The sequence below is a fragment of the Kribbella pratensis genome (assembly GCF_004366075.1).
Lineage (GTDB): Bacteria > Actinomycetota > Actinomycetes > Propionibacteriales > Kribbellaceae > Kribbella > Kribbella pratensis.
This window is the reverse complement of sequence record NZ_SODU01000002.1, coordinates 913,710-935,228: the sequence shown is the minus strand read 5'-3', so window position 1 is coordinate 935,228 and position 21,519 is coordinate 913,710. Positions and strand designations below refer to the sequence as shown.

Here is a 21,519-nt window from a genome sequence, read left to right as displayed (position 1 = left end):
GAGCGGTAACCCTTATCTGCGGTCCCGTAGTCTTAACAACCATGCGCGTCAGGGAAAAGGGCGACCGAGGCGTCGTCCAATCTGTGGTTCTGTTCCTAGGGGTGAGCGTGCTGTCGGGGGCCTTGGCCGCCGGTCTCGCCATCCCGTTCGCCGGCCTCGCCGGATTCACCACGGAGAAGACTTCCGACACGCTGCAGGACCTGCCGCAGCAGTTCGACGAGGTGCCGCTCAAGCAGAAGAGCACCATCCTGGCCGCCGACGGTACGGTGATCGCCACGCTCGCCGAGCAGAACCGGGTTCCGGTGAAGCTCAAGGACGTCGCGCCGATCATGCAGAAGGCGATCGTCGCGATCGAGGACGACCGCTTCTACGAGCACGGCGCGCTGGACGCGAAGGGCACGCTGCGCGCGCTGCTGCAGAACCAGTCCTCGGGCTCGGTGCAGCAGGGTGGCTCGAGCATCACCCAGCAGTACGTGAAGATCAGCCTGGTCGAGAAGGCGAAGACGCCGGCCGAGGTGGCCGCGGCGACCGCCGACACGTACCAGCGCAAGGTCGCCGAGCTGCGGTACGCGGTCGCGGTCGAGAAGCAGTACTCGAAGAACGAGATCCTGGAGAAGTACCTCAACCTCGCCAACTTCGGCGACGGCGCGTGGGGCATCCAGGCCGCCGCCCAGCACTACTTCTCGGTGAACGCGTCCCAGCTGACGCTCCCGCAGGCCGCGATGCTGGCCGGCCTGGTCAAGAACCCGACCGGCTACGACCCGACCAACAACGCCAAGCGCGCCAAGGACCGCCGCGACGTGGTCATCCGCCGGATGCTGGAACTCAACGTCATCTCGGTCGCCCAGGCCAACTCGGCCCTCAAGACCCCGGTCATCGACCCCAACAAGGTCCGCCCGAACAAACTCGGCTGCGGCAACGGCCCATACCCGTTCTACTGCGAGTACGTCGTCGCCGAGCTCGAGGACAACCCGGCCTTCGGCAAGACGAAGACCGAGCGTGCGAACTACATCAAAACCGCCGGCCTGACGATCCGCACCTCGCTCGACCCGAAGATCCAGGCCGACGCCCAGCGGTCGATCGACACCCACTCCAAGCCGACCGACCAGGCGATCGCGGCGATCACGATCGTCGAGCCGGGCACGGGTCTGGTGAAGGCGATGGCGCAGAGCCGCGGGTACGGCAGCAAGCGCGGCCAGACGGCGTACAACTACAACGCCCCGAAGACGTATCCGGGCGGGTACGGCGGTTTCCAGAACGGCTCGACGATGAAGGCATTCACGATCGCGGCCGCGATCCAGAAGGGCATCCCGCTCAACTACAAGATCAACTCGCCGAGCCCGCTGGACATGGGCGGCATGAAGTACAGCACCTGCGACGGACCTCGCAAGATCCCGGACGGTTACTCGCCGAAGAACTCGACGACCAATGTCGCGGACCCAACCATGATCGAGGCCGCGCAGAAGTCCACGAACACTTACTTCCTGCAACTGTCGCTGCGGGTCGGCCTGTGCCCGATCGCCAAGCTCGCCGGCTCCCTGGGGATGTACAACGCGCAGAACCTCAAGCCACTCGAGCAGGTCGCGTCGATGACCCTCGGCGTCGACTACGTCACTCCGTTGCAGCTGTCGAACGCGTACGCCGCCTTCGCCGCACGGGGCATGTACTGCACGCCGTGGCTGATCACATCGGTCAAGGACTCGGCCAACAAGTCAGTCAGCGTCCCCGGCGCGAACTGCAAGCAGGTGCTGGCGCCTGAGGTCGCGGACGGCGTCAACGCGGTCCTGCATCAGGTCATGGAGCCGAACGGCACCGGCGGCAAGCTGAAGTTCGGCAAGAGCGACCTGGCCGGCAAGACCGGAACCATCAACGACGCCAAGGCTGTCTGGTACGCCGGCTACTCGACCAAGCTCGCCGCGGCAGCAACGGTGGCCGACGCATCGGTGCCATACACCAAGCTGCAGAACCAGACACTGAATGGCAAGCGCATCAACGACCCGTCAGGTTCCGGTACGGCCGGCCCAATCTGGGAGGCCGCGATGAAGGCGGCCCTGCAGGGATACCCGACCACGCGCTTCGTTGCGCCTACCGACAAGACGCAGCGCGGTGACGTGAAGAGCCTGCCGTTCGTCAACGGTATGAACCCCGAGGACGCCGCGAACAAGCTTCGCCAGGCCGGCTTCGAGGTCGCCATCGCCTCCGGCACCGTCAACTCCGAGGAGACCGCCGGCACGGTCGCCTACACGGACCCGAGGCAGCGCGACGGCGCCCCCGCCGGCTCGCTGGTGACGATCTACGTCTCCAACGGCAGCAAACAGGTCAAGCCCGGGAAGCCGACAACCACACAGACCGTGCAACCACCCGGGTCGCCGACCACAATCAACCCGAACTGCCCACCCTGGAACCCGAAATACCCCAACTGCGGCGGCCGCGGCCACCGCTGACACCACTGAGCGCCTCGCCCACCGCGGACGAGGCCCTCAGTCATACTGTTAGCGGAAGACCCACGGCGTGTAGTCGTCCGGAGATCCTCCCCCGGATTTGGTGATCCCGCGGAAATACCATCCCTTAGGGAACATATTCGTCCATTCCGACGTCCCTTCAGGACAAAACGTCTGCGTCAGTCGGGCTTGAACGATCAGGTTGCTCCGGGCCCGCTCGAGCTGCACCGTGTGGCAGGGATATCCAATACTGGGAGGCTCGAACGAGATCGCCCAGACCGCCTGGCACGCGGGCGAGTAATTGACAAAGGAGCTCTCGGGTCAGTGGATCGACGGCAATGGCGCGCTGGTCCTTGGTGCAGCCCATCGACACCGGTCCCTTGTTGTAGCGCGACTCGCCGACGCACCCGACGGCATACGCACTCGGCGCGCCTAGGGCGAATACTCCGGTCAGGAGCGTTGCACAGGCCAGGAAGATCCTCAGAAGTCGCATGGTTCACCGCACGTGGTTGATAAACGTTTCCTTCAGATACCTCGCCTCGAGCGCCAGCCGGAGGAGCGCCAGGCACAGGCCAGGAGCACAGGCAAGGAGCGGGTAGAGCGGGGTGTTCGGGTGGTTACGGCTGAGCGACACGGCGATCGCCGTCAGGGCGATAGTCACGGCTAGAAGGATCAGGACTCTGGTCAGGTATCTCCAGCGCAGTTCCGCTGCGGCGAGTGCCTTGTTGCGCGCCCGCCGCACCGGAATGCAGGCCAGCAGAAGACCTGGCACCGGCACACTTAACAGGTAGAGCCAGAGCGCCACGATTACCCGCCGGCGTCCGGATCGACCCCGAGATCCTTATCGATGCAGAAGTGCACACTCGCCGGGTCGACGCCTGGTGCGTTCAGACCGGCGAATAGGCCCCACGGGTTACCTGATCTGCCGGTATTGGTGTCACACTCCCCGAACGGGTTGTCCCAGAAGTTGTCAGGGTCGGGGATGCGGCTGAACTTGACGAAATCGCCGCGCATCAAGGGATCGGGGGAGAACCGCCATTCGCCTGTGTTCTCGACGGCGGCGCCGTTGCGGTACAGGTACTGGTCGGTCATCCAGGAAGCACGCAGGACGTGGCCCTGAGACTGCGGAGCGATCAATTTGCCGTTCGCGCAAATGGTGAACGCCAGTTCCTGCCAGATTGGTGGTGCCTGGTTGAAGACCGATGCGGGCGGAGCCCCATTGAATGCACCCGTGTCGAACCAGACGTCGTAGATGTCCTTCGCGACGTTCTTCACCGCTGCCGGGATGTCAGTGCGATCGTTGATTCGCTCTTTCCACGCTTCGACCCGGCTGGAGACGTACCCGACGCCCAGCATAGGTCGGAAGCCATCCACGCCTCCGAACGTGTGGATCGCGAAAATGCAGTCCGTTCCCGGCTGGCCGGACTCGTTCACCAGCAACGGCGCCCGACCGGCGGGCTTGAACGCACGCGCGGGGAAGAACGTCGTGTTAGGGGTGACCGATCTGATCTGATGGTCGTAGGTGTTCAGATTGGTGGTCGAGTAGCTCAGGTCCGGTTTGGCGATGCCATAGTCCTGCGTAACCGCGTCGAAGAAGTCGGTGATCAGCCGCGGTATGTAGGTGTTGCCTGCCCGCTGGCGGTAGTCGACATCCGCGGATCCCTCCATGATCTGGTTGACACCAGTGCTGACATAGCTGACCCTCACGGTTGTCCGCACCTTGTACGCGTCCGCATCCGTGTCGAACTCCGGTGGTTTCTGGGCGATCGTCGGCCGGTACTCGAGTTTGTTCGCCTCGCCCAACAGGACAGCGGGGCTCATGCCGTCGTCGTCGGCGTCCGGGCTGGTGTAGGCGGCAAGGTTCTCGTCGCGCCACACCGTGCCCATGAGCCGGGTCGCCGGACCTCCGTCCTGGACCAGTCCAGGCGCTCTCGCGGCACCCCAGTCGTACAGAGCTTGCGGGCCGCCGAGCGGTCCCGCCAGCCACGACGTCGTACCGGACGTGGTCACGTCGGTATCAGGGTCGAAGTAGGCGTAGGCGTCGATGTCCTCGTTGACGGCGACGCCCAGAACAGGGATGAACGCCACCGCATCGAACGCGACGGTGCCAGCACCCCCGATGACGTCGTCCTGGGTGACGTTTGTCAATTGCACTTGGGCATTGGAGTCCAACTGGAAAGCCCCCAGGGTCTTCCAGTGGTTAAAGTGCTCATGCTGGTTGACCACCTTCTCACTGACGTTACCGTCGGCGGTCGTGATCTTGTACACCGCAGACGAGACGCTCGCACCCGCACGCGGAATATGTGCCCGGACCAGGTATGACCCTTGGAGGTTGGCCGGCTTCCAGGTCCCTGTCACCTTGTGCGCGGTGTCACTCGCCACCCGGTTGCCGGTGAAAAAGGTGTGGGCACCAAAGCCGACGGCAGCCTGATGAAAGTCGATGACCCCCAGCGGTGCGCCCGAGGCGTCCTTCCCGACCTCATAAGTGAATGTGCCCTGGTTGGTCCAGTTGCGGTTCGGACAGAAGATGTTCTTCGACGGATCCGGGATGTCGTCGACGATGATCGCGTCCGGCCCGAGCTCTGAGTCGCACGCGGGCTCCCACGGGTTCGGCGCCGACGGCTCAGGGGCACCGACTGTGGTCGTGAAGTTTGAGGTCGTACAAAGGTTCAAGGGCGAGCAGCTCTTGAAGCTCACCGGCTCGTGCCACCAGCAGCGGTAGTCCGCTCGCGTGCAGCCCGTCACCGTCGCCGGGTCGCACGAGTTCGCAGCGGTGCAAAAAGTATTGATGTTCGGGTAGGGGTAGTTCGTCCCGGGCGCTGCCGCTTCGTAAGCGTCCTCGCCCTTGTAGTTCTTGATGGGCGTCTCGGCCCACCCGATGATCCGCTCCTGGTAGGGCCAGTCCGAGGGATGCTCGGCGTCTGCGTACGTGGCACGGAGGAACACATTGCGAGTCGGTGGATAGTCAGGATTGCGCGGGTTGTTGCTCCAGCCGAGGCCCCAGTTGCCAAACTCGTCGGTGCATGTCGGACTCGGCGTACAACCTGTGGTGTTCCCGAAGCGGGCGTCGGGCTGCACGCCCGAGTTGTACGCCCACAGCGCCAGGTACCAGTTCTCGACCGCCGCCGGGTCGCTGTTGTTCAGCTTGATACCTGCATCCTGCAATTGATTCCACTTCTTGACGAGAATGTTCATGCCGGCCTGGATGTTCTCGGCGTAGTCGATCGCGATCTTGGCCTTGCCGTTCGGCGTGATCGAGGTTTCGGATGTCGCCATACCGGACGTAACCTGCGAGATGCCGTAACCGCAGTCCGCCTTCGTGTAGTCAATGACGTCGAGCGTTCCGCCCGCGCCGTAGTAGTTGCCGATGACCGAGTTGCCGCCTGAGCCGGGCAACGTACGCCGGGAGGCCTGTCGATACGCGGACTCCTGAGCGAGGACGCCATTGAAGACCGCCGGCGGGACATTTCCGCCGGAGGGCTTGATCGTCTGCAGGCGGAAGTCGCTGCTCGGGTTGTACGACGGCAGTCCACTCTTCAGGTAGTCCGTGGGGCGCGTCGGCAGGGAGTTGCGACTGGCCTGCTCGACAGCCCACCGGGCTTGCACGTCGTTCGCGCCGTACGCCATGCGGGTCGGCTCGTTCCGGGGTACACCGCATTTCGGAGTCGTGAAGTTACCGGCCGGCGCGAACCGCCCTGCCTTGGTCACCGTCGTCGGCACCACCTCGCTCACTGAGGCGGCCGACTCGACGGGGAACCGACCGACCAAAAGCGCTCCAGTCAGCGCCGAGAACAGTCGCTTCTCTTCCGGTGCGGGGGCTGCCTGCGTCGTCTCCGACTCAGGCTCGCCAGGCACGACGGTGCGCTGGGAAATCATTCCGGCAGTCGTGGTTGCCAGTACGACCTTGCCCTCGGCACTGACCGCGTCGATGGCCAGATCCCGGCCAACTACGCCGGCTCCGTCATTAGCCGTTAGCTTCGGCCGAGCGACTGGGCTCGTCGCGATCGCACGCTTCGGCGGTGCCTGGAGGCCGCTCAGCCGAGGAATCGAGCCCTCCGATGCGTAGATCTGCGCGTCGTCTTTGGCGCCGGAGCCGGCGAGGAGAAGCCGGGATCCCTCGACCGCATAGGCATCGACGTTCTCACCACGCAGCACGGCGACGGTCTGCCCCGTCCCCCTGGCGACCATCCGATAGGGGATTCCGCCCACAATCTTGGTGCGCAGGACGGTATTTCCGCCTGGTTGCACGGCCAGGATGCCGCCCAGCCCTAGTGCGACGGCCGCCGTACCGTCAGGCACGGGTGACGTCAACTGTTGCCTAACGACTCCGAGACTCGTCACTCGCCTGGTCGCCGCGTCCGCGACGAGCACTTCGCTCTGCCGCTGGTCATCGCCGAGATTTCGCATGAGGGCGACCTTTGAACCCACTCCACAGTTCGTGGCGTGGTACTTGAACGCCACCTCGTTAGCCAGTGGCCAGATCTTGCCGTTGGCGGTTGACACGACATAGGCGAGCGCACCGCGATCTCGCAGCCGCGGCACGTTGACCGCCCACCGCGGCATCAAGGTCGCGACCGCGAAACGCCGGTCACCAGTCAGGCAGGTGTAGCCGAGCCAATCGTCACCGGCGTATCCGGCCGGCCTGATGGTCGCCAACGGGCGCAGGACGTACTTCTCCTTTTCCAAGGCGACGTACAGCGTGTAGCCGTCGGAGTGGCTGCGTCCAGACAGGAGAACATCGTCACCTTCCCACCAGCGTGGGCTGACAGACGCCAGGTCCGCACCGTTCGCTGGAGCCACGGGTGGTCCGCTCGAAGAGTCGGCAGATGACTGCCCGTGGCCGTCATGCGCCTCGGCCGACGACGGCTGCGCACCTTGTGCAACGATCCCAGAAACCAGTGCCAAAACAGCAAACAGGGTACACCGAAACGACCTTATGAACATCGAAAAGCCTTTCCACTACGGGCGGACAGAAAGACTGGTCAAGTACTGCAGGTTGTAATTTTCAGCCACCATCATTGTGGCTACTGGTGTATCAACGGATACGCCCACGAAGTAATCGCCGTCCAGGACACGGCTTACGTCGGCTTTTTCAGACTCTGCCGCGTATACGATGTCCGTGACCGCGGCCGCTTGCGTCGCACACCCCCCACTTATGTTGGCGTATTGCCGTTCGACGCCCTCAGCGGACTGACCCTGTCCAGAATACGCGGACCCAGGGCGACCGATCGAGCTCCCCCCACCCGGTAACCACCGAGCTTTTTCAGCAGACCAGTTTGATTGCAGCGTCGTTCGCACAGCCGGTTTTGCTGGCCATCACCCCCACCTTCGACCCCCGAGGATCAGCGCAACCAAACCCAAGAGCGCACATATCTAGGCGACCCGCACACGCCGAAGAGTCTTTCCGCGGAAGGAGATTTGCGGAAAGAGCAGGTTCGTCAAAGGGTAGTAATCTTGCACCCCGAATCAAAACCAATGAAGGCGCAGAATCGCTCCCATGGATACGCTTGAGAGATCATCTTCGTCCAGGTTTCCCCATTCTGGGGGACTGAGGTGTACACAATTTTAGTGACAGGGCTTCCATTGGCGTCATAGACGCCGCCTGCGATGTAAGCCTGCGCCCCATCCCCACCCTCTGAGTCGTGCGGGCGGATGCGCGTCCAGAACGCGTGGCAACTCGGAGACCACCTGAGCTCCGCCAGGTATAACCCATAGGTCGTGATCAGGTCGAGCTTGGTTACGGCGTCGTTCGAGCAGCCAGTAGTTTCTGGATCTAGGCCGTTACATCCCGCATATGTGCACGGAGCCGCCGCTGCAGGCACCGTGTTCAGCACTGAGATCCCCGCGACGGCGGCGACAGCTGCAATCAGAGTTGAGATTGTTCTTCGGACACGCATCACTTGCCCCCTTGTGAACCTTACGTAGTCGTGCCGTCACAACTTATGGGCAGACCGGCAGGCCCTGCAAGGTTCCTACGGAGAATTGCAGCTTGTTGCAAGAAGTTCACTATGCGCCGAGTTGGCGTTTTACTTCGGCGGAGACGACCGCGCCGTCGGCTTTGCCTTTGACCTTGGGTTGGAGGGCGCCCATGACCTTGCCGATGCCGCGGGGGCCGAGTTCGGCGGCGCCGGTGGCGGCGATGGTCTCGGTGACCAGGGCCTTGATCTCGTCCTCGGTGAGCTGCTCGGGGAGGTAGTCGGCCAGGATGTCCGCCTCGGCCTGCTCCTTCTCGGCGAGCTCGGCGCGGCCGGCGTCGCGGTAGGCGATGACGGACTCGCGGCGCTTCTTGGCCTCGGAGCTGAGTACGTCGACGATCTCGGCGTCGGTGAGCTCGCGGGCCTCTTTACCGGCCACCTCCGCCTTGGTGATTGCCGTGAGCGCCATCCGCAGCGTCGACTTGCGGATCTCGTCGCGCGCCTTGAGGGCGGCGGTCATGTCGTCGTGCAGGCGCTGCTTCATTCCGGAGTTGGACATACCTGAGATTGTGGCAGGCTGGTGAAATGAGCATCGTCAGGACCGCCCTGAAGACTACGGGCGTTGTCAGCGCCATCGGCGCCGCATGTGTCGCATACGCGGCGGGCATCGAGGTGCGCTGGTTCACCCTGCGCAGAGTGACGGTGCCCGTGCTGCCGGAGGGGACCGCGCCGCTGCGGGTGCTGCACCTGTCCGACCTGCACCTGATGCCCACACAGGAGAAGAAGGTCCGCTGGGTCAACGACCTGGCCGCGCTCGAGCCCGACCTGATCGTCAACACCGGCGACAACCTCGCGAGCGAGCATTCGGTTCCTCCTCTGCTCCGTGCGTACGGCGATCTGCTCGATCTTCCTGGCGTGTTCGTGTTCGGCTCCAACGACTACTGGAAGCCGCACTTCAAGAACCCGGGCAAGTACCTGCTGCCCGCGAACAAGCAGCGCCACAAGCCGCACGGGCCCGACCTGCCGTACGAGGAGATGCGCCGTGCGTTCAGCGGCGCCGGCTGGACGGACCTGAACAACGCCAAGGCCACCCTGAAGGTGAACGGCCTGCGCCTGGACTTCGCCGGCACCGACGACCCGCACATCAGGCGCGACCGGTACGACGAGGTCGCGGGCGAGATCGACCCGACGGCGGACCTGTCGATCGGCGTCACGCACGCGCCGTACCAGCGGGTCCTGAACGGCTTCGTCGGCGACGGTTATCCGCTGGTCCTCGCCGGTCACACGCACGGCGGTCAGCTGGCAGTGCCGTTGTACGGCGCCCTGGTGACGAACTGCGACCTCGACACGTCGCGCGTGAAGGGCCTGTCGACCTGGGGGTACGGCGGCCGTCAGGCGGCGTTGCACGTGTCGGCAGGGCTCGGTACGTCGCCGTACGCGCCGGTCCGTTTCGCCTGCCGCCCCGAGGCGACCTTGCTCACCCTCGTCCCACGCAATAACCCGATTTCGTCCGGACGCTGAGCCCATGTAAGCTACTCGCGACTTCGGGCTGTGGCGCAGCTTGGTAGCGCGCTTCGTTCGGGACGAAGAGGTCGCAGGTTCAAATCCTGTCAGCCCGACCACCATTGAGGGTCAGTCACTGCGGTGACTGGCCCTCAGTGCGTTCTGTCGTGTCGCGGAGGTGCTGGGGTGAGCGGGGCCGATCACTACGAAGTGCTGAATGTCGAGCGCACGGCCAGCGCCGCCGAGATCAAGACCGCGTACCGGAAGCTCGTTCGCCAGGTCCATCCGGACCAGGGCGGCAACGCGGCACTCTTCCGCCTCGTGCAGGAAGCCTGGAACACGCTCTCAGACCCGGCCAAGCGCGCCTCCTACGACCGCCTGCTCGCCGGCCAGTCGACGACGACCACCCGCAAGCCGGATCCGCAGCCCCACCCTGATCCACAGCCCGAGCCTGAGCCCACCTGGAGCTGGTCGACCGACCAGCCCTGGTCCAGCACGTCGAGCTCGTCGAGCGAGCAGCCGGAGCAGCCCAGGACGACCGGTGAGCGGGTCCAACCGGTGGATGCAGGGCCCATCCTCGTCGGTCCGCCCTTCGGCCGCTGGCGGGCTCCTGCCCTCGTCGCGCTGACCGTCTTCTGCGCGCTCGTCATCTGGATCCTTGTCAGCATCGACTACCACGGCTTCTGGGACGTTGTCTTCGGCGTCGGCACCGCCGCGATGATCGTGGTGGCGATGCCACCGCACTGGAGCAGGCGAGTGCCGCTCGGCGGCCTGTTCAAGACGCTCGGCGTCCTCACCGCGGCCTTCTTCCTGCTGGCGCTGATCCTGACGTTCAATCCGTTCGCGGCGAGCGGCGCGTCCACGGTCGGCCGGATTCTGCTCGGCGCGGTCGTCGCGGGTCTGGTGGTGGTTCGGATCCTCACCGGTCGCTGGTCGAAAGCGCACGCGCTGGATCTCGCGATCGACCGGACCGCGGCGTACGAGTTCAACCTGTGGGGCCGTCCCGGCGAGCCGCTCGTCGACGATGCGCTCGCCGCACCGATCTCGGCGTACGACGTGCTGCTGCAGCGGCGTACGGCCAGCCTCCTCGACCCTGTGGTCGGCGCATTGCCCGCGGCGAAGCTGGTGCACGGTGCGCAACTCGGTGCCGTCGCCGTCGATCACATGCTGCTCAACGGGCACCGCGTCGCGCTGATCGTGTCGCTGGTGGGATCGCCCGGCGCGTACTCCCTCGACGCCTACGGGTCCCTCGTCTTCAACGGCCAGCCGATCGACAGCCCGGTGCCCGCGCTGGAGGCCGCCGTTGCTGCCTGGAGCGGACGGCTGCGGACGGCTCAGGTACGCGGCTTCCTGATCGTCCACCCGACCGTGGAGGGCCAGGGCGGGATCATGACGGACTCCGGCTCCGAGGCCGCCGTGACGTGCCTGTCCGCACGGTCCGCCGACCGCGAACTCCTCAACTGGCTGGAGCCGGAGGGCAACGTGCTCGACCGCCGGCTCCTGTACGACGTCCTGCGCCGCGCACCGTACGGCCTAATCTGAACGCATGGAGCGGGTTGATCTCGGCGAGGTGGAGTACGACGTCGCCGCGAAGGACATGCGTGGTTGGGTCGAAGAGCGCGTCGAGGGGAAGGCCGAGGACCGTCTGTTCCTGCTGAGTCATCCGCCGGTGATCACCTACGGACCAAGGACCGTCCTCGACGACCTGCCCGCGGAGGCGGCCGCGATCCCGAGGGTGCAGGTCGACCGCGGCGGCTTCGCGACGTACCACGGCCCCGGACAGCTGGTCGGCTACCTGGTGATCGACCTGCACCAGCGCGGACCGGTCGACATCGTGCGCTGGGTCGAGAACGGCCTGATCGAGGCTCTCGGGTCGCTCGGTTTCCCGCTCGTACGCCGGGACACGCCGAAGGGCGCCAGCAGCCTCGTCGGTGTCTGGACCGAGGACGGCCGGAAGCTGTGCTCGATCGGCATGCGGATCCGGCGCGGTGTGACCAGTCACGGGTTCTCGGTGAACGTAGACCCGGACATGACCGTGTTTCACACGTTCACCAGCTGCGGGCTGCACGACGTCACGATGGTCTCGCTCGCCGAACTGGCCGCGGAGCAGGGCCTCGCCGCGCCCACCGACGCCGAGGTGCGCGATGCCATCGCGAACAGCCTGGGAGCCCGATAGCCTGCCGCAATGAGTCAGGAGGACGACGGCGACCGGATGCCGGACGATCTGGAGGCCGTGCTGGAGGCCGCCGACGACGAGGCGGAGGAGGAGCGCCCGGGGCGGTACGACGCGCCGCCGCTGCCGCCGGGGCTGATTCTTGCCGTCGTCGGGCTGCTGTGCGGGTTCGCGACCATCGCGCTGGTGTGGCTGAGTGAGCGCGGCTGCGAGCGGTTCCGGGACACCACGAACTGCGGGGCTCTCGGGCTTCCGCTGCTGATCTTGATCGTGGTCGTCACGATGGTGCTCGGCGGTACGGCGCTCAGCCGGCTGGCGATGCCGCACCCGAAGCTGATCCCGTTCCTCGGCGTCGCGTTCATGGTCGCGCTGGTGGTGGCGTTCCTGACCGGCCATCTCGACTCGCCGTGGATCCTCGCCGTCGTACCGGTGCTGACCGCCGTCACCTTCCTGCTCGCCAACCTTCTCGCCCGACTGCTGGAGCGTGCCGATGCCTGACCTGCCCGTCTACGAGTGCCCGCGGACCGCCACCACGCCGAACCTCGACGGCACCCTGACCGACCCGGCCTGGCAGGCCGCGCCGTGGACGACCGCCTTCGTCCCGATCCACGACGGCCCCACGCCGCGGTTCCTGACCCGGGCGAAGCTGATGTACGACGACGAGTACCTGTACGTCGGCGGCCTGCTCGAGGAGCCACACGTCTGGTCGACGATGACCGAGCACAACAGCAAGCTGTTCCACGAGAACAACTTCGAACTGTTCCTCGACCCGGACGGAGACGGGCAGAACTACTACGAGTTCGAGATCAACCCACTCGGGACGATCTGGGAGCTCACGCTGCCGAAGCCGTACGTCGACGGCGGCGTGCCGATCGACCCGACGAACCTGCCCGGTCTGCGGACCGCGGTCCACGTCGACGGCACGCTCAACGACCCGTCCGACACGGACACCGGGTGGTCGGCGGAGATCGCCGTACCGTGGGCCGAGCTCGCGCCGTACAACGAGGGGCGGGCGACGCCGCCGAACCCGGGTGACGAGTGGCGGATGAACCTGATGCGCTGCGAGTGGCCGCACGAGGTCGTCGACGGCGCGTACGTGAAGGGCGACGACTGCGAGTTCTGGGTCTGGTCACCGCAGGGCATCGCGGACATGCACCGGCCCGCCACCTGGGGCGTTCTCCGTTTCTGACCCCGTGACACGGCGTTAACACGGGCGAGCGACAATGAAGCACGTGAACTTGGGGGGCTCCGGCGAACCACACAGTCTGGAGGCGGACCAGGTCGTCAGCGCGATCGAGCGCGCGTGTGAGAGCGACCTGCGGACCGCCTTACGGCTGGTTGCGCGCTATTCGGCGTACTGGTGGTCGAACGGGCTCCAGGACGAGGCTGCGGCCGCGGCCGAGCGGGTGCTCAGCATGCTCGGCCGGACCGTCCCGGTCGGGCTCGACGAGGAGTATCTGCTGGCCGTCATCCATGGCGCGGCCTCGGCTGAGCAGGAGCAGGTGGAGCTGGCCCAGCAGATCGTGCTGACGACCACCGGCCCGTTCCGGTACTCCGTGACGGTGCTGCTGTGGTCACTCGTGTTCGGGCCGTTCGAACCGGCTGCTGTGGTCGAGGACGTGCTGGAGCGCAACGAGGCCGGTGACGCGTGGACACGGGCAGCTGTGGAGCTGTGCCGTGGCTACCCCGGTCTGACGACAGCCGCACCGGGTGACGCGGCACAGAGCCTACGTACGGCGCTGGGCCGCTTCCGGATGCTGGAGGACCGGTGGGGCATGTTCCTTGCCCTCAGCGCGCTCCGGCAGGTCGTAGACGAGCCGCTGGACGTCACCACCGAGGCGCTGGAGCTCGCCGAGCAGCTGTGCCTCGCAGACGAGACCGCACTGCTGCTGTGCGAGCGTGCCGAGCTCTACCGACGGCAGGGGAAGCTGGAGGACGCGCACGCGGACTACAGCCGGGCCCTGTCGATCGGAGAGCACGCTGATCAACCGGAGACCGTTGCGGCGGCACGGGTCGGTTTGGCGCGTACGGCGCGCGGCTTCGGCAATCTCCAGGCCGCCCGCGCGCACCTGTCCGCCGTACTCACCATCCCTGAGCTGGACGACGCGCACTACGAGGCACTGCACGAACTGGCGGCACTGAATGCGTCCGAAGCCTCCGCGTAGCACCCGACCACATACCTGAGTGGTACCACTCACATCGCGGGACACGGGTCGGCTGGTTAGAGTCGGAGCGAATCGGCAGAAGACACACCGGCCACTGCAACGGAGCAGCTGATGGACAAGACGTACGGGTCGCCGCAGGAAGCGGTGGCGGACATCGGGGACGGCGCAAGCCTGGCCGTCGGCGGCTTCGGGTTGTGCGGCAATCCGATGCAGCTCATCAGCGCTCTGCACGACAAGGGGGTCTCCGGGCTCAGCGTCGTGTCGAACAACTGCGGCGTCGACGACTGGGGACTCGGCATCCTGCTCGCCGACAAGCGGATCGCCAAGATGACGTCGTCGTACGTCGGGGAGAACAAGGAGTTCGCCCGGCAGTTCCTGTCCGGGGAACTGGAGGTCGAGCTGACCCCGCAGGGCACGCTGGCCGAGAAGCTCCGGGCCGGCGGCTGCGGGATCGCCGCGTTCTTCACCCTGGCCGGCGTCGGGACGCAGGTCGCCGAGGGTGGGCTGCCGCAGAAGTACAACGCGGACGGTTCGGTCGCGAAGGCGTCGGAGCCCAAGGAGACGCGGGAGATCAACGGTACGACGTACGTGCTGGAGGAATCGATCACCACCGACTTCGGGCTGGTGCACGCACTCAAGGGCGACACCCACGGGAACCTGGTCTTCGACCGCAGCGCGCGGAACTTCAACCCGCTGGCCGCGATGGCCGGCCGGGTGACCATCGCGCAGGTCGAGGAACTGGTCCAGCCTGGTGAGCTGGACCCCGACTCGATCCACCTACCCGGTGTCTACGTCCAGCGCGTCGTTGCGGTCGGCAAGGACATCGAGAAGCGGATCGAGAAGCGCACCGTGCAACCGCGGGAGTCCTACGAGGCTCAGCGCGAGAAGCTGGAGGCCTGAGATGCCACTCACCCGTGAGCAGATGGCCGCCCGGGCCGCCGCCGAGCTCGAGGACGGCTCGTACGTGAACCTGGGCATCGGCCTGCCGACCCTGGTCCCGAACTACATCCCGGACGGCGTCACCGTCGTACTGCAGTCCGAGAACGGCATCCTCGGCGTCGGGCCGTACCCGGTCGAGGGTGACGAGGACCCGGACCTGATCAACGCCGGCAAGGAGACCGTCACGACGATGCCCGGTGCCTCGTTCTTCGACTCGTCGCTGTCCTTCGGGATGATCCGCGGCGGCGCGATCGACGCGGCCATCCTGGGCGCCATGCAGGTGTCGGCCAAGGGCGACCTGTCGAACTGGATGATCCCCGGCAAGATGGTCAAGGGGATGGGCGGCGCGATGGACCTGGTGCACGGCGCGAAGAAGGTGATCGTGCTGATGGAGCACGTCGCCAAGGACGGCTCGCACAAGATCCTCGAGGAGTGCGACCTGCCGTACACGGGCCGCGGCGTGGTCAACCGGATCATCACGGACCTCGCCGTCCTGGACGTGACGGACGACGGTCTGCAGCTGGTGGAGCTCGCCGAGGGCGTCACCTTCGACGAACTCCAGGAGAAGACCGGCGCCCCGATCAAGCAATGAACCTCGTCTCCGGCAGCGCACGGGTCCAGTCGTACGGGCGGTGCCGGAGATGCTGGTCGAAGAACGCCGGGATGTAGGTGCGCATGGCGCGCAGTACCTGGTCGGCGTTCGCCGTACCGATGGTGTTCGCGATGAGCTCCTCCGGGACAGTGAAGAACCGCTGGAACCACGGGATCAGCGCCTGGTAGTCGACGAAGCTGTAGTGGCGGCCGTTCGGGACGTTCAGGTCGCGCTTCCAGCCGGACGAATGGTCCCAGAACAGGCCCCAGGACGGGTCCGTACGGTGGTCGTGCGGGCCCGGGCCGACCGCGCCCGAGCCCATCAGGAGGAACGGGCGGTTCGTGCCCTTCGCGACGGTCGGTGCGTCGGCCGGGTCGTCGTACCCGTAGCCGAGCTCGCCGTCGAGGTCGATGGCGGCGCGGATCCGCGGGTCGGCGACCAGCAGGTCGATCGAGCTGAGGCCGCCGGCGGAGTGGCCGTACGACCCGATCCGGTCGAGGTCGAGGAGGTCGCCGAGACCCCTGGGGAGGCGGCGTCGGTCGGCGTCCGGGTTCTCGCCGCGGGCGAGGCGAGTGAGGCTGTCGAGGACGAACCGCAGGTCGGCGAAGCGGGTCGTGCGGGCGAGCATCGCGTACGGCGCGGGCGGCAGGGTCTGTACTTCGATCCGGTTACCGGGGAACTCGACGGCTGAGACCTCGTACGTGTGGTCCACGGTCACCACGACGTACCCGCGGCTGGCGAGCTCCGTGACGCTGATCGACGCGAGTCCGCGCGGAACGCCGAACCCCGGCGAGAACAGCACGACCGGCCGCTTCCCGGGGCAGACCGGGGCGAGCAGTCCGGCGTGACTCTTGGCGCCGACCCAGTCGATCGTCCCGACGGGTTGCTGCAGCGCAATCGCGGCGCCTTCGCCGAACACCTCGGCGGTCAACGGCGGGAGGTACGGCGCCGGCGCGGTCAGCCGGGTCGCCGGATACCAGATGCTGATCATCAGCTCGCGTGGGCGACCTGGAACGAACGGGTCGTCACGGCCGGCATCGACCAGATGAAGCTCGGTGGTGCCGACCGGAGAGGGACCGGTCGGCCGCGGAAGCCGAATCGGAACGGGCACCGCACGGCCGCCGACGGTCGCGAACGCGGCGCCCCGCGTGGGGACAGCTACTCCGGGAGCGCTCGCCCCCGCTGGTTGCGAGGCGGCGAACGTGGCGAGCGGGGCGAGGGCGGCGGAGGTGAGCAGAATTCGTCGGTTCAGCATGGCTCCGACTGTGCCCGGAGACCAACTATCCGTTCAGCTTGCGAAAGACACCTGTGATCCCTGGCGAAAGTCGGGTATGACGGGACGGGTGGAGTTGGATGTGCTGGTGATCGGCGGAGTAGGCATCGACACGATCGTGCGGGTGCCCGGCCTGCCGTTGGCGGATGTGGACACGGTTCCGGTCGAACCGATCGAGTCGTACCTGGCACACACCGGTCACGGCGTCGCGCTCGGCTGTCACCTGCTCGGGCTGAACACCGGGCTGGTGGACGTGATCGGCGACGATCCCGAGGGTGCGCGGATCCGCCGTGCGTACGACGAACTCGGCATCCCGTTGCGCGTCGTCCTGCACCCGAGCGGCACCCGCCGATCGGTCAACCTGGTCGCCCCGGACGGTCGCCGGCTCTCGATGTACGACGGCCGCCACCCGCGCGGTCTCCGCGTCGACCCGAACCTGTGGCGCCCGGTGATCCGGCACGCCCAGCACGTCCACGTCTCGATCATGGACTTCGCCCGCGACGCTCTCGGGGACGCGATCGCCGCCGACCGCTCGATCTCCACCGACCTGCACGACTGGGACGGCCGCAACGACCACCACAAGGACTTCGCCACCGCGTCCGACATCGTGTTCGTCTCCGCCGCCGCCCTGCCACCCGACGGCGTCGACTGGATCCTCGCCAACGGCCGCGCCGACGTCGTGGTCGCCATGGCCGGCGCAGACGGCAGCTACCTCCACGTCCGCGGCGAACCGGTTCACCACTTCCCCGCCATCACCTTCCCCGACCGCCCCGTGGTCGACACCAACGGCGCCGGCGACGCCTACGTGGCCGCCTTCCTGGCCCGCTACCTCGACGGAGCCTCCTGGCAAGCCGCCGCCACCGCCGGCACCGTAGCCGCCGGCTGGGCCTGCACCTCCCCCGGCACCCACACCAACCTCATAACCGCCGAAGACCTAGCCCTCCGCACCCGCGAGCTCGCGTGAAGCCTTCGTGCCGAGACGTGACGGCCTGTATAGTGGTGCGTAGCTCAGGGCAGTAGCCCTCGGGAAGTGAACCCGGCAGTCATCCGGACGGTTGGCGAGCCGGGTTTCGCGCGTCTAGACCCGGATCACGGTCGAGTACGGCGCGACGAGATCGCGCCACTCACCACCTTTGACCCACGACCAAGCCACCGCGTCGGGTATCCACAACAACGGATCCGCGTGGGCCGCAAGCAGCTCGTACTGCAGACTCTCAGCGCAGTCGTAGCGCCGCGCAGCGCGGAACAACACCTGCTTGTCCAACGTCGCAGTGGATTCGTCACGCTCGATCACCAGCCGCTCGGCCGATCCCGCGATGTCACGGACCATCGCCGCCAGGCAGGCTCGGTGAGCGGCGACATCGTTCTTGTCGACCTGGTACAGCCGTGCAGCGAGCCCGAACTCCGCGATGACTCCGAGGATCTTCCGCCGCCGCGGCGGGGACTCTTTGGTGAAGTGGATCCGCCGCTCGCGAGGCATCAGAAGACTGGCCATCGTGCGGCGGTATGCGTTCACATCCACCGCGGGGCACATCGTCGCCGCCATGAGCAGACCCTTGGTCTTGCTCTCGTCGACGAACACGTGCGCGGGCATGCAGAGAACTCTAAGTGCGTGTCTCTACAGCACAAAGTCACCGTCAACAGGTCAACCGCGGGTCATGGGTGGGTGGAGGGTTGTGGCTGCGCCGCGGTGGAAAAGTTGGGCGGGGCGGCCGCCGTCGCGGGTCGTCGTACCGCCGGCGGGTTCTACGAAGTCGGGGGTTTTGGTGACCTTGCGGTGGAAGTTCCGGGGGTCCAGGGGGAGGCCCCAGACTGCTTCGTAGACGCCCCGCAGTTCGGAGATCGTGAACTCCGGGGGGCAGAACGCGGTGGCCAGGGGTGAGTACTCGAGTTTGGCGCGGGCGCGTTCCACGCCGTCGGTCAGGATGCGGTGGTGGTCGAACGCCAGCCGACCCGCGTCGTCCAGTACGTCGGTGGCGTCGACCCAGCTCGCCGACGCGGCGTCGGAGCCCGCGACGGGAGCGGGCAGGTCCGGCACCAAGGCCAGGTACGCGACGCTGACCACCCGGCCGCGCGGGTCGCGATCGGGAGCGCCGTACGTCGCGACCTGTTCGAGGTGGATCCGCTCCGCGGACAGCCCGGTCTCCTCCGCCAACTCGCGGCGTGCAGTCGTCTCCAGGTCTTCGTCCGGCCGCACGAACCCGCCGGGCAGCGCCCACCGGCCCTGGTACGGCGGGATGCCGCGGCGGATCAGCAACACCTGGAGGCGGCCGTCGCGGACGGTCAGGATGACCAGGTCGGTGGCCAGGCCAAGTGGTTCGAAGTCCATGACCACACTCTAATCGTCACCTTGACGAGAAGTCACTCCACCCCTTATCGTCATAATGACAACAAGGAGAACGAAGAGATGGCAGACATCACCCGGTTCCGCTTCATCAGCCACCTGCGGGCCAACCCGACCACCCACGTGCGGCACCTGCGCAACGGCAAGGTCGCGCACGACGGCGCCGGCCAAGCCTTCTGGTTCCGGGCCTTGAACTCGTCGCTGAGCGAGATCCCGGTCGACGACCGCGAGCAGCCGCTGCTGTTCCACGGCCGCACGCAGGACTTCCAGGACGTCGTGGTTCAGGCCACCGTCACCTACCGGGTTACCGACCCGGCACTCGCAGCGAGCCGGCTGGACTTCGGCATCGACCCGGACACCGGGCTCTGGCGGTCGACCCCGCTCGAGCAGCTCGGCGGGCTGCTGACCGAGCTGGCACAACAGACCGCGCTCGACCTGCTGGCGCGGATGACGCTCACCGAGGCGCTGTCGGAGGGCATGACCGCGCTCCGCCAGGCGGTGGGCACCGGCCTCCGGGAGGACCAGCGGCTGACCGGGCTCGGCATCGGCGTCGAGGATGTGCGCGTGGTCGCAGTACGTGCGGAGCGGGATGTGGAGAAGGCGCTGCAGACACCGACGCGCGAGATGGTGCAGCAGGCCGCGGACAAGGCGACGTACGAACGCCGGGCAATGGCTGTCGAGCGGGAGCGGTCGATCGCGGAGAACGAGCTGCAGAACCAGATCGAGCTCGCCCGGCGCGAAGAGCAACTGGTCAACCAGCGCGGCCAGAACGAGCGCATGCGTGCGACCGAGGCCGCGGCGGCCGGTCAGATCGAGACGCAGGCCGCGGCAAGTCGCCAGCGCGCGCTGGCCGAGGCGGAGGCGGACGCCAAGCGGGTGATCGGCGCGGCGGAGGCTGCTGCCGAGAAGGCCTTGCTGGAGGCGTACGCCGAACTCGACCAGGCGACCATCCTCGCGCTCGCGATCAAGCAGGGCGCACTACCGGAGATCGGCACGCTCAACGTGACGCCGGACCTGATCACGCCGCTCCTCACGAGGCTGGCCGAGCAGCGATGACGCTTCCTCCACGGGCGGTGATCGTGCATCGGGCGACCGAACTCACCGAGCTGATCGCCCGGCATGGGACGCGGCAGCAGGCCGGGTTCTTCCTGGCCGGCCGCGGGCGGGATCTGGCGGAACTCGACGCCCGGCACCAGGCCCAGCAGGACGCGCTCGCCACGGTCTCGGCGGCGATCCCGCTGGACTGGCGCCGCGCGGTTGCCGAGCGCAACGACCTGGACCGGTTCGGGTTCGGCCCGGAGGATGTGGTGATCGCGGTCGGCCAGGACGGTCTGGTCGCGAACGTGGCGAAGTACCTGGACAGCCAGCCGGTGATCGGCATCAACCCCGAGCCGTCCCGCAACCCCGGCGTACTCGTGCCACACGAGCCCGCCGCGATCGCCGATCTCCTGACCGAACGCCAGGTCGCCGAGCGGACGATGGTTGCCGCGAGCACCGACGACGGGCAGCAACTGGTCGCGTTGAACGAGGTGTACGTCGGCCACCGGACACACCAGTCCGCGCGCTACCGGCTGAGTTCGCCCGACGGATCACCGGAGCGGCAGTCGTCGTCCGGGATCCTGATCGGCACCGGGACCGGATCTACTGGCTGGTGCCGATCGGCGTGGCAGGAACGGCGCAGTCCGTTGGCGCTGCCAACGCCGACCGATCCGGTGCTGTGCTGGTTCGTCCGCGAGGCCTGGCCGTCACCGGCGACCGGCACCGACAACACCGAAGGGCTGCTCAAGGCGCCGGATTCGCTGACGATCACAGCCGAGTCTGACCTGGTCGTGTTCGGCGACGGAATGGAGTCCGACACCCTGAGCATCGGCTGGGGTCAACGAATCGAGATCGGCGTAGCCCCGGTCAAGTTGCACCTGGTGCTCTGAACCGTGGCGCGCCACACGGAGTACAGCCGCCGCGCGGACCCGCCGACGCCGCAGCCACATCAGCCGGCCAGTCCGAAGCACCGTTCGCTACCAGCAGATCAGCTTGCGGTACGTCGCTCAGCGTCGCGACCGGCACCGGATCACCCGGCTTGATCTGCGTCAGATCCGGAACGACCTGGATCAGCTCGCATCCACGCCGTACGGCCTCAGCCAACAACGGTTGCGCGTGATAACCCCTTCGAGGTG

At 66.7% G+C, this 21,519-nt stretch carries 19 protein-coding genes and 1 tRNA gene; 13 read left to right on the top strand and 7 right to left on the bottom strand.

Annotated elements, in window-relative coordinates; genetic code table 11:
- Positions 1-41 precede the first annotated feature (41 nt).
- Complete coding sequence (locus EV137_RS19650; protein ID WP_134130275.1) at positions 42-2,444, top strand: penicillin-binding protein; 2,403 nt, start codon at positions 42-44, stop codon at positions 2,442-2,444.
- 493 nt (positions 2,445-2,937) lie between these two features.
- Here the strand turns inward: EV137_RS19650 and EV137_RS19645 are convergent, their stop codons facing one another.
- The 4 genes from EV137_RS19645 to EV137_RS19630 all read right to left on the bottom strand — a co-directional run bounded on the left by EV137_RS19645 (position 2,938) and on the right by EV137_RS19630 (position 8,915).
- The gene (locus tag EV137_RS19645) at positions 2,938-3,213 is read right to left on the bottom strand and encodes a hypothetical protein (protein ID WP_134130274.1); all 276 of its coding nucleotides are present in this window, start codon (positions 3,211-3,213) and stop codon (positions 2,938-2,940) included.
- Positions 3,214-3,248: 35 nt separating this feature from the next.
- Entirely contained in the window at positions 3,249-7,385 is a 4,137-nt protein-coding gene (locus EV137_RS19640) for a golvesin C-terminal-like domain-containing protein (protein ID WP_134130273.1), read from the bottom strand.
- Between the two features lie 494 nt (positions 7,386-7,879).
- Positions 7,880-8,338 (bottom strand): DUF2690 domain-containing protein, encoded by a 459-nt coding sequence (locus EV137_RS42020; protein ID WP_134130272.1) that lies wholly within the window; start codon positions 8,336-8,338, stop codon positions 7,880-7,882.
- 109 nt (positions 8,339-8,447) lie between these two features.
- On the bottom strand, positions 8,448-8,915 hold the full coding sequence (locus tag EV137_RS19630) for a GatB/YqeY domain-containing protein (RefSeq protein WP_134130271.1): 468 nt from the start codon (positions 8,913-8,915) through the stop codon (positions 8,448-8,450).
- 26 nt (positions 8,916-8,941) lie between these two features.
- Here EV137_RS19630 and EV137_RS19625 point away from each other — a divergent pair, with 26 nt between their 5' ends.
- From EV137_RS19625 to EV137_RS19585, 9 genes are all read left to right on the top strand, one after another.
- Entirely contained in the window at positions 8,942-9,877 is a 936-nt protein-coding gene (locus tag EV137_RS19625) for a metallophosphoesterase (protein WP_134130270.1), read from the top strand.
- Positions 9,878-9,901: 24 nt separating this feature from the next.
- A tRNA-Pro gene (locus EV137_RS19620) sits at positions 9,902-9,978 on the top strand.
- A 67-nt stretch (positions 9,979-10,045) separates the two neighbouring features.
- Complete coding sequence (locus EV137_RS19615; protein WP_134130269.1) at positions 10,046-11,401, top strand: J domain-containing protein; 1,356 nt, start codon at positions 10,046-10,048, stop codon at positions 11,399-11,401.
- 4 nt (positions 11,402-11,405) lie between these two features.
- Positions 11,406-12,035: a lipoyl(octanoyl) transferase LipB gene (gene lipB / locus EV137_RS19610; RefSeq protein WP_134130268.1), complete on the top strand. Its 630-nt coding sequence runs from the start codon at positions 11,406-11,408 to the stop codon at positions 12,033-12,035.
- A gap of 9 nt (positions 12,036-12,044) precedes the next feature.
- Positions 12,045-12,530, top strand: coding sequence for a hypothetical protein (locus tag EV137_RS19605; protein WP_134130267.1), 486 nt, complete (start codon positions 12,045-12,047; stop codon positions 12,528-12,530).
- Entirely contained in the window at positions 12,523-13,221 is a 699-nt protein-coding gene (locus EV137_RS19600; RefSeq protein ID WP_134130266.1) for a carbohydrate-binding family 9-like protein, read from the top strand. The genes EV137_RS19605 and EV137_RS19600 overlap by 8 nt, the downstream gene beginning before the upstream one ends.
- Positions 13,222-13,264: 43 nt before the next feature.
- On the top strand, positions 13,265-14,197 hold the full coding sequence (locus tag EV137_RS19595; RefSeq protein ID WP_166679939.1) for a tetratricopeptide repeat protein: 933 nt from the start codon (positions 13,265-13,267) through the stop codon (positions 14,195-14,197).
- A gap of 111 nt (positions 14,198-14,308) precedes the next feature.
- Positions 14,309-15,097: a CoA transferase subunit A gene (locus EV137_RS19590; protein WP_134002364.1), complete on the top strand. Its 789-nt coding sequence runs from the start codon at positions 14,309-14,311 to the stop codon at positions 15,095-15,097.
- Position 15,098: 1 nt separating this feature from the next.
- Positions 15,099-15,728, top strand: a complete 630-nt coding sequence (locus EV137_RS19585) for a CoA transferase subunit B (RefSeq protein WP_133786556.1) — start codon at positions 15,099-15,101, stop codon at positions 15,726-15,728.
- On the opposite strand, the gene EV137_RS19580 is transcribed toward EV137_RS19585, so the two are convergent.
- The gene (locus tag EV137_RS19580; RefSeq protein WP_134130265.1) at positions 15,718-16,983 is read right to left on the bottom strand and encodes an alpha/beta hydrolase family protein; all 1,266 of its coding nucleotides are present in this window, start codon (positions 16,981-16,983) and stop codon (positions 15,718-15,720) included. The two genes, EV137_RS19585 and EV137_RS19580, sit on opposite strands and share 11 nt — an antisense overlap.
- A gap of 88 nt (positions 16,984-17,071) precedes the next feature.
- Between EV137_RS19580 and EV137_RS19575 the strand changes: the two genes are divergently transcribed.
- Positions 17,072-17,965, top strand: a complete 894-nt coding sequence (locus tag EV137_RS19575) for a carbohydrate kinase family protein (protein WP_134002360.1) — start codon at positions 17,072-17,074, stop codon at positions 17,963-17,965.
- A 114-nt stretch (positions 17,966-18,079) separates the two neighbouring features.
- Here the strand turns inward: EV137_RS19575 and EV137_RS19570 are convergent, their stop codons facing one another.
- Positions 18,080-18,595 (bottom strand): hypothetical protein, encoded by a 516-nt coding sequence (locus tag EV137_RS19570; RefSeq protein ID WP_134130264.1) that lies wholly within the window; start codon positions 18,593-18,595, stop codon positions 18,080-18,082.
- 51 nt (positions 18,596-18,646) lie between these two features.
- Positions 18,647-19,330 (bottom strand): NUDIX hydrolase, encoded by a 684-nt coding sequence (locus EV137_RS19565; protein ID WP_134130263.1) that lies wholly within the window; start codon positions 19,328-19,330, stop codon positions 18,647-18,649.
- Between the two features lie 78 nt (positions 19,331-19,408).
- Between EV137_RS19565 and EV137_RS19560 the strand changes: the two genes are divergently transcribed.
- Together EV137_RS19560 and EV137_RS19555 are read left to right on the top strand one after the other, a co-directional pair.
- On the top strand, positions 19,409-20,401 hold the full coding sequence (locus EV137_RS19560; RefSeq protein ID WP_134002354.1) for an SPFH domain-containing protein: 993 nt from the start codon (positions 19,409-19,411) through the stop codon (positions 20,399-20,401).
- Positions 20,398-21,273, top strand: coding sequence for an NAD(+)/NADH kinase (locus EV137_RS19555; protein ID WP_134130262.1), 876 nt, complete (start codon positions 20,398-20,400; stop codon positions 21,271-21,273). Before EV137_RS19560 ends, EV137_RS19555 begins: the two co-directional genes overlap by 4 nt.
- Positions 21,274-21,519: the final 246 nt, after the last annotated feature.

Bases quoted from the DNA above. Each gene is read 5' to 3' on its own strand.
- EV137_RS19650 (WP_134130275.1), top strand. From the start codon at position 42: ATGCGCGTCAGGGAAAAGGGCGACCGAGGCGTCGTCCAATCTGTGGTT.
- EV137_RS19640 (WP_134130273.1), bottom strand. From the start codon at position 7,385: ATGTTCATAAGGTCGTTTCGGTGTACCCTGTTTGCTGTTTTGGCACTG.
- EV137_RS42020 (WP_134130272.1), bottom strand. From the start codon at position 8,338: ATGCGTGTCCGAAGAACAATCTCAACTCTGATTGCAGCTGTCGCCGCC.
- EV137_RS19630 (WP_134130271.1), bottom strand. From the start codon at position 8,915: ATGTCCAACTCCGGAATGAAGCAGCGCCTGCACGACGACATGACCGCC.
- EV137_RS19625 (WP_134130270.1), top strand. From the start codon at position 8,942: ATGAGCATCGTCAGGACCGCCCTGAAGACTACGGGCGTTGTCAGCGCC.
- lipB (WP_134130268.1), top strand. From the start codon at position 11,406: ATGGAGCGGGTTGATCTCGGCGAGGTGGAGTACGACGTCGCCGCGAAG.
- EV137_RS19605 (WP_134130267.1), top strand. From the start codon at position 12,045: ATGAGTCAGGAGGACGACGGCGACCGGATGCCGGACGATCTGGAGGCC.
- EV137_RS19600 (WP_134130266.1), top strand. From the start codon at position 12,523: ATGCCTGACCTGCCCGTCTACGAGTGCCCGCGGACCGCCACCACGCCG.
- EV137_RS19590 (WP_134002364.1), top strand. From the start codon at position 14,309: ATGGACAAGACGTACGGGTCGCCGCAGGAAGCGGTGGCGGACATCGGG.
- EV137_RS19585 (WP_133786556.1), top strand. From the start codon at position 15,099: ATGCCACTCACCCGTGAGCAGATGGCCGCCCGGGCCGCCGCCGAGCTC.
- EV137_RS19580 (WP_134130265.1), bottom strand. From the start codon at position 16,983: ATGCTGAACCGACGAATTCTGCTCACCTCCGCCGCCCTCGCCCCGCTC.
- EV137_RS19570 (WP_134130264.1), bottom strand. From the start codon at position 18,595: ATGCCCGCGCACGTGTTCGTCGACGAGAGCAAGACCAAGGGTCTGCTC.
- EV137_RS19565 (WP_134130263.1), bottom strand. From the start codon at position 19,330: ATGGACTTCGAACCACTTGGCCTGGCCACCGACCTGGTCATCCTGACC.
- EV137_RS19560 (WP_134002354.1), top strand. From the start codon at position 19,409: ATGGCAGACATCACCCGGTTCCGCTTCATCAGCCACCTGCGGGCCAAC.
- EV137_RS19555 (WP_134130262.1), top strand. From the start codon at position 20,398: ATGACGCTTCCTCCACGGGCGGTGATCGTGCATCGGGCGACCGAACTC.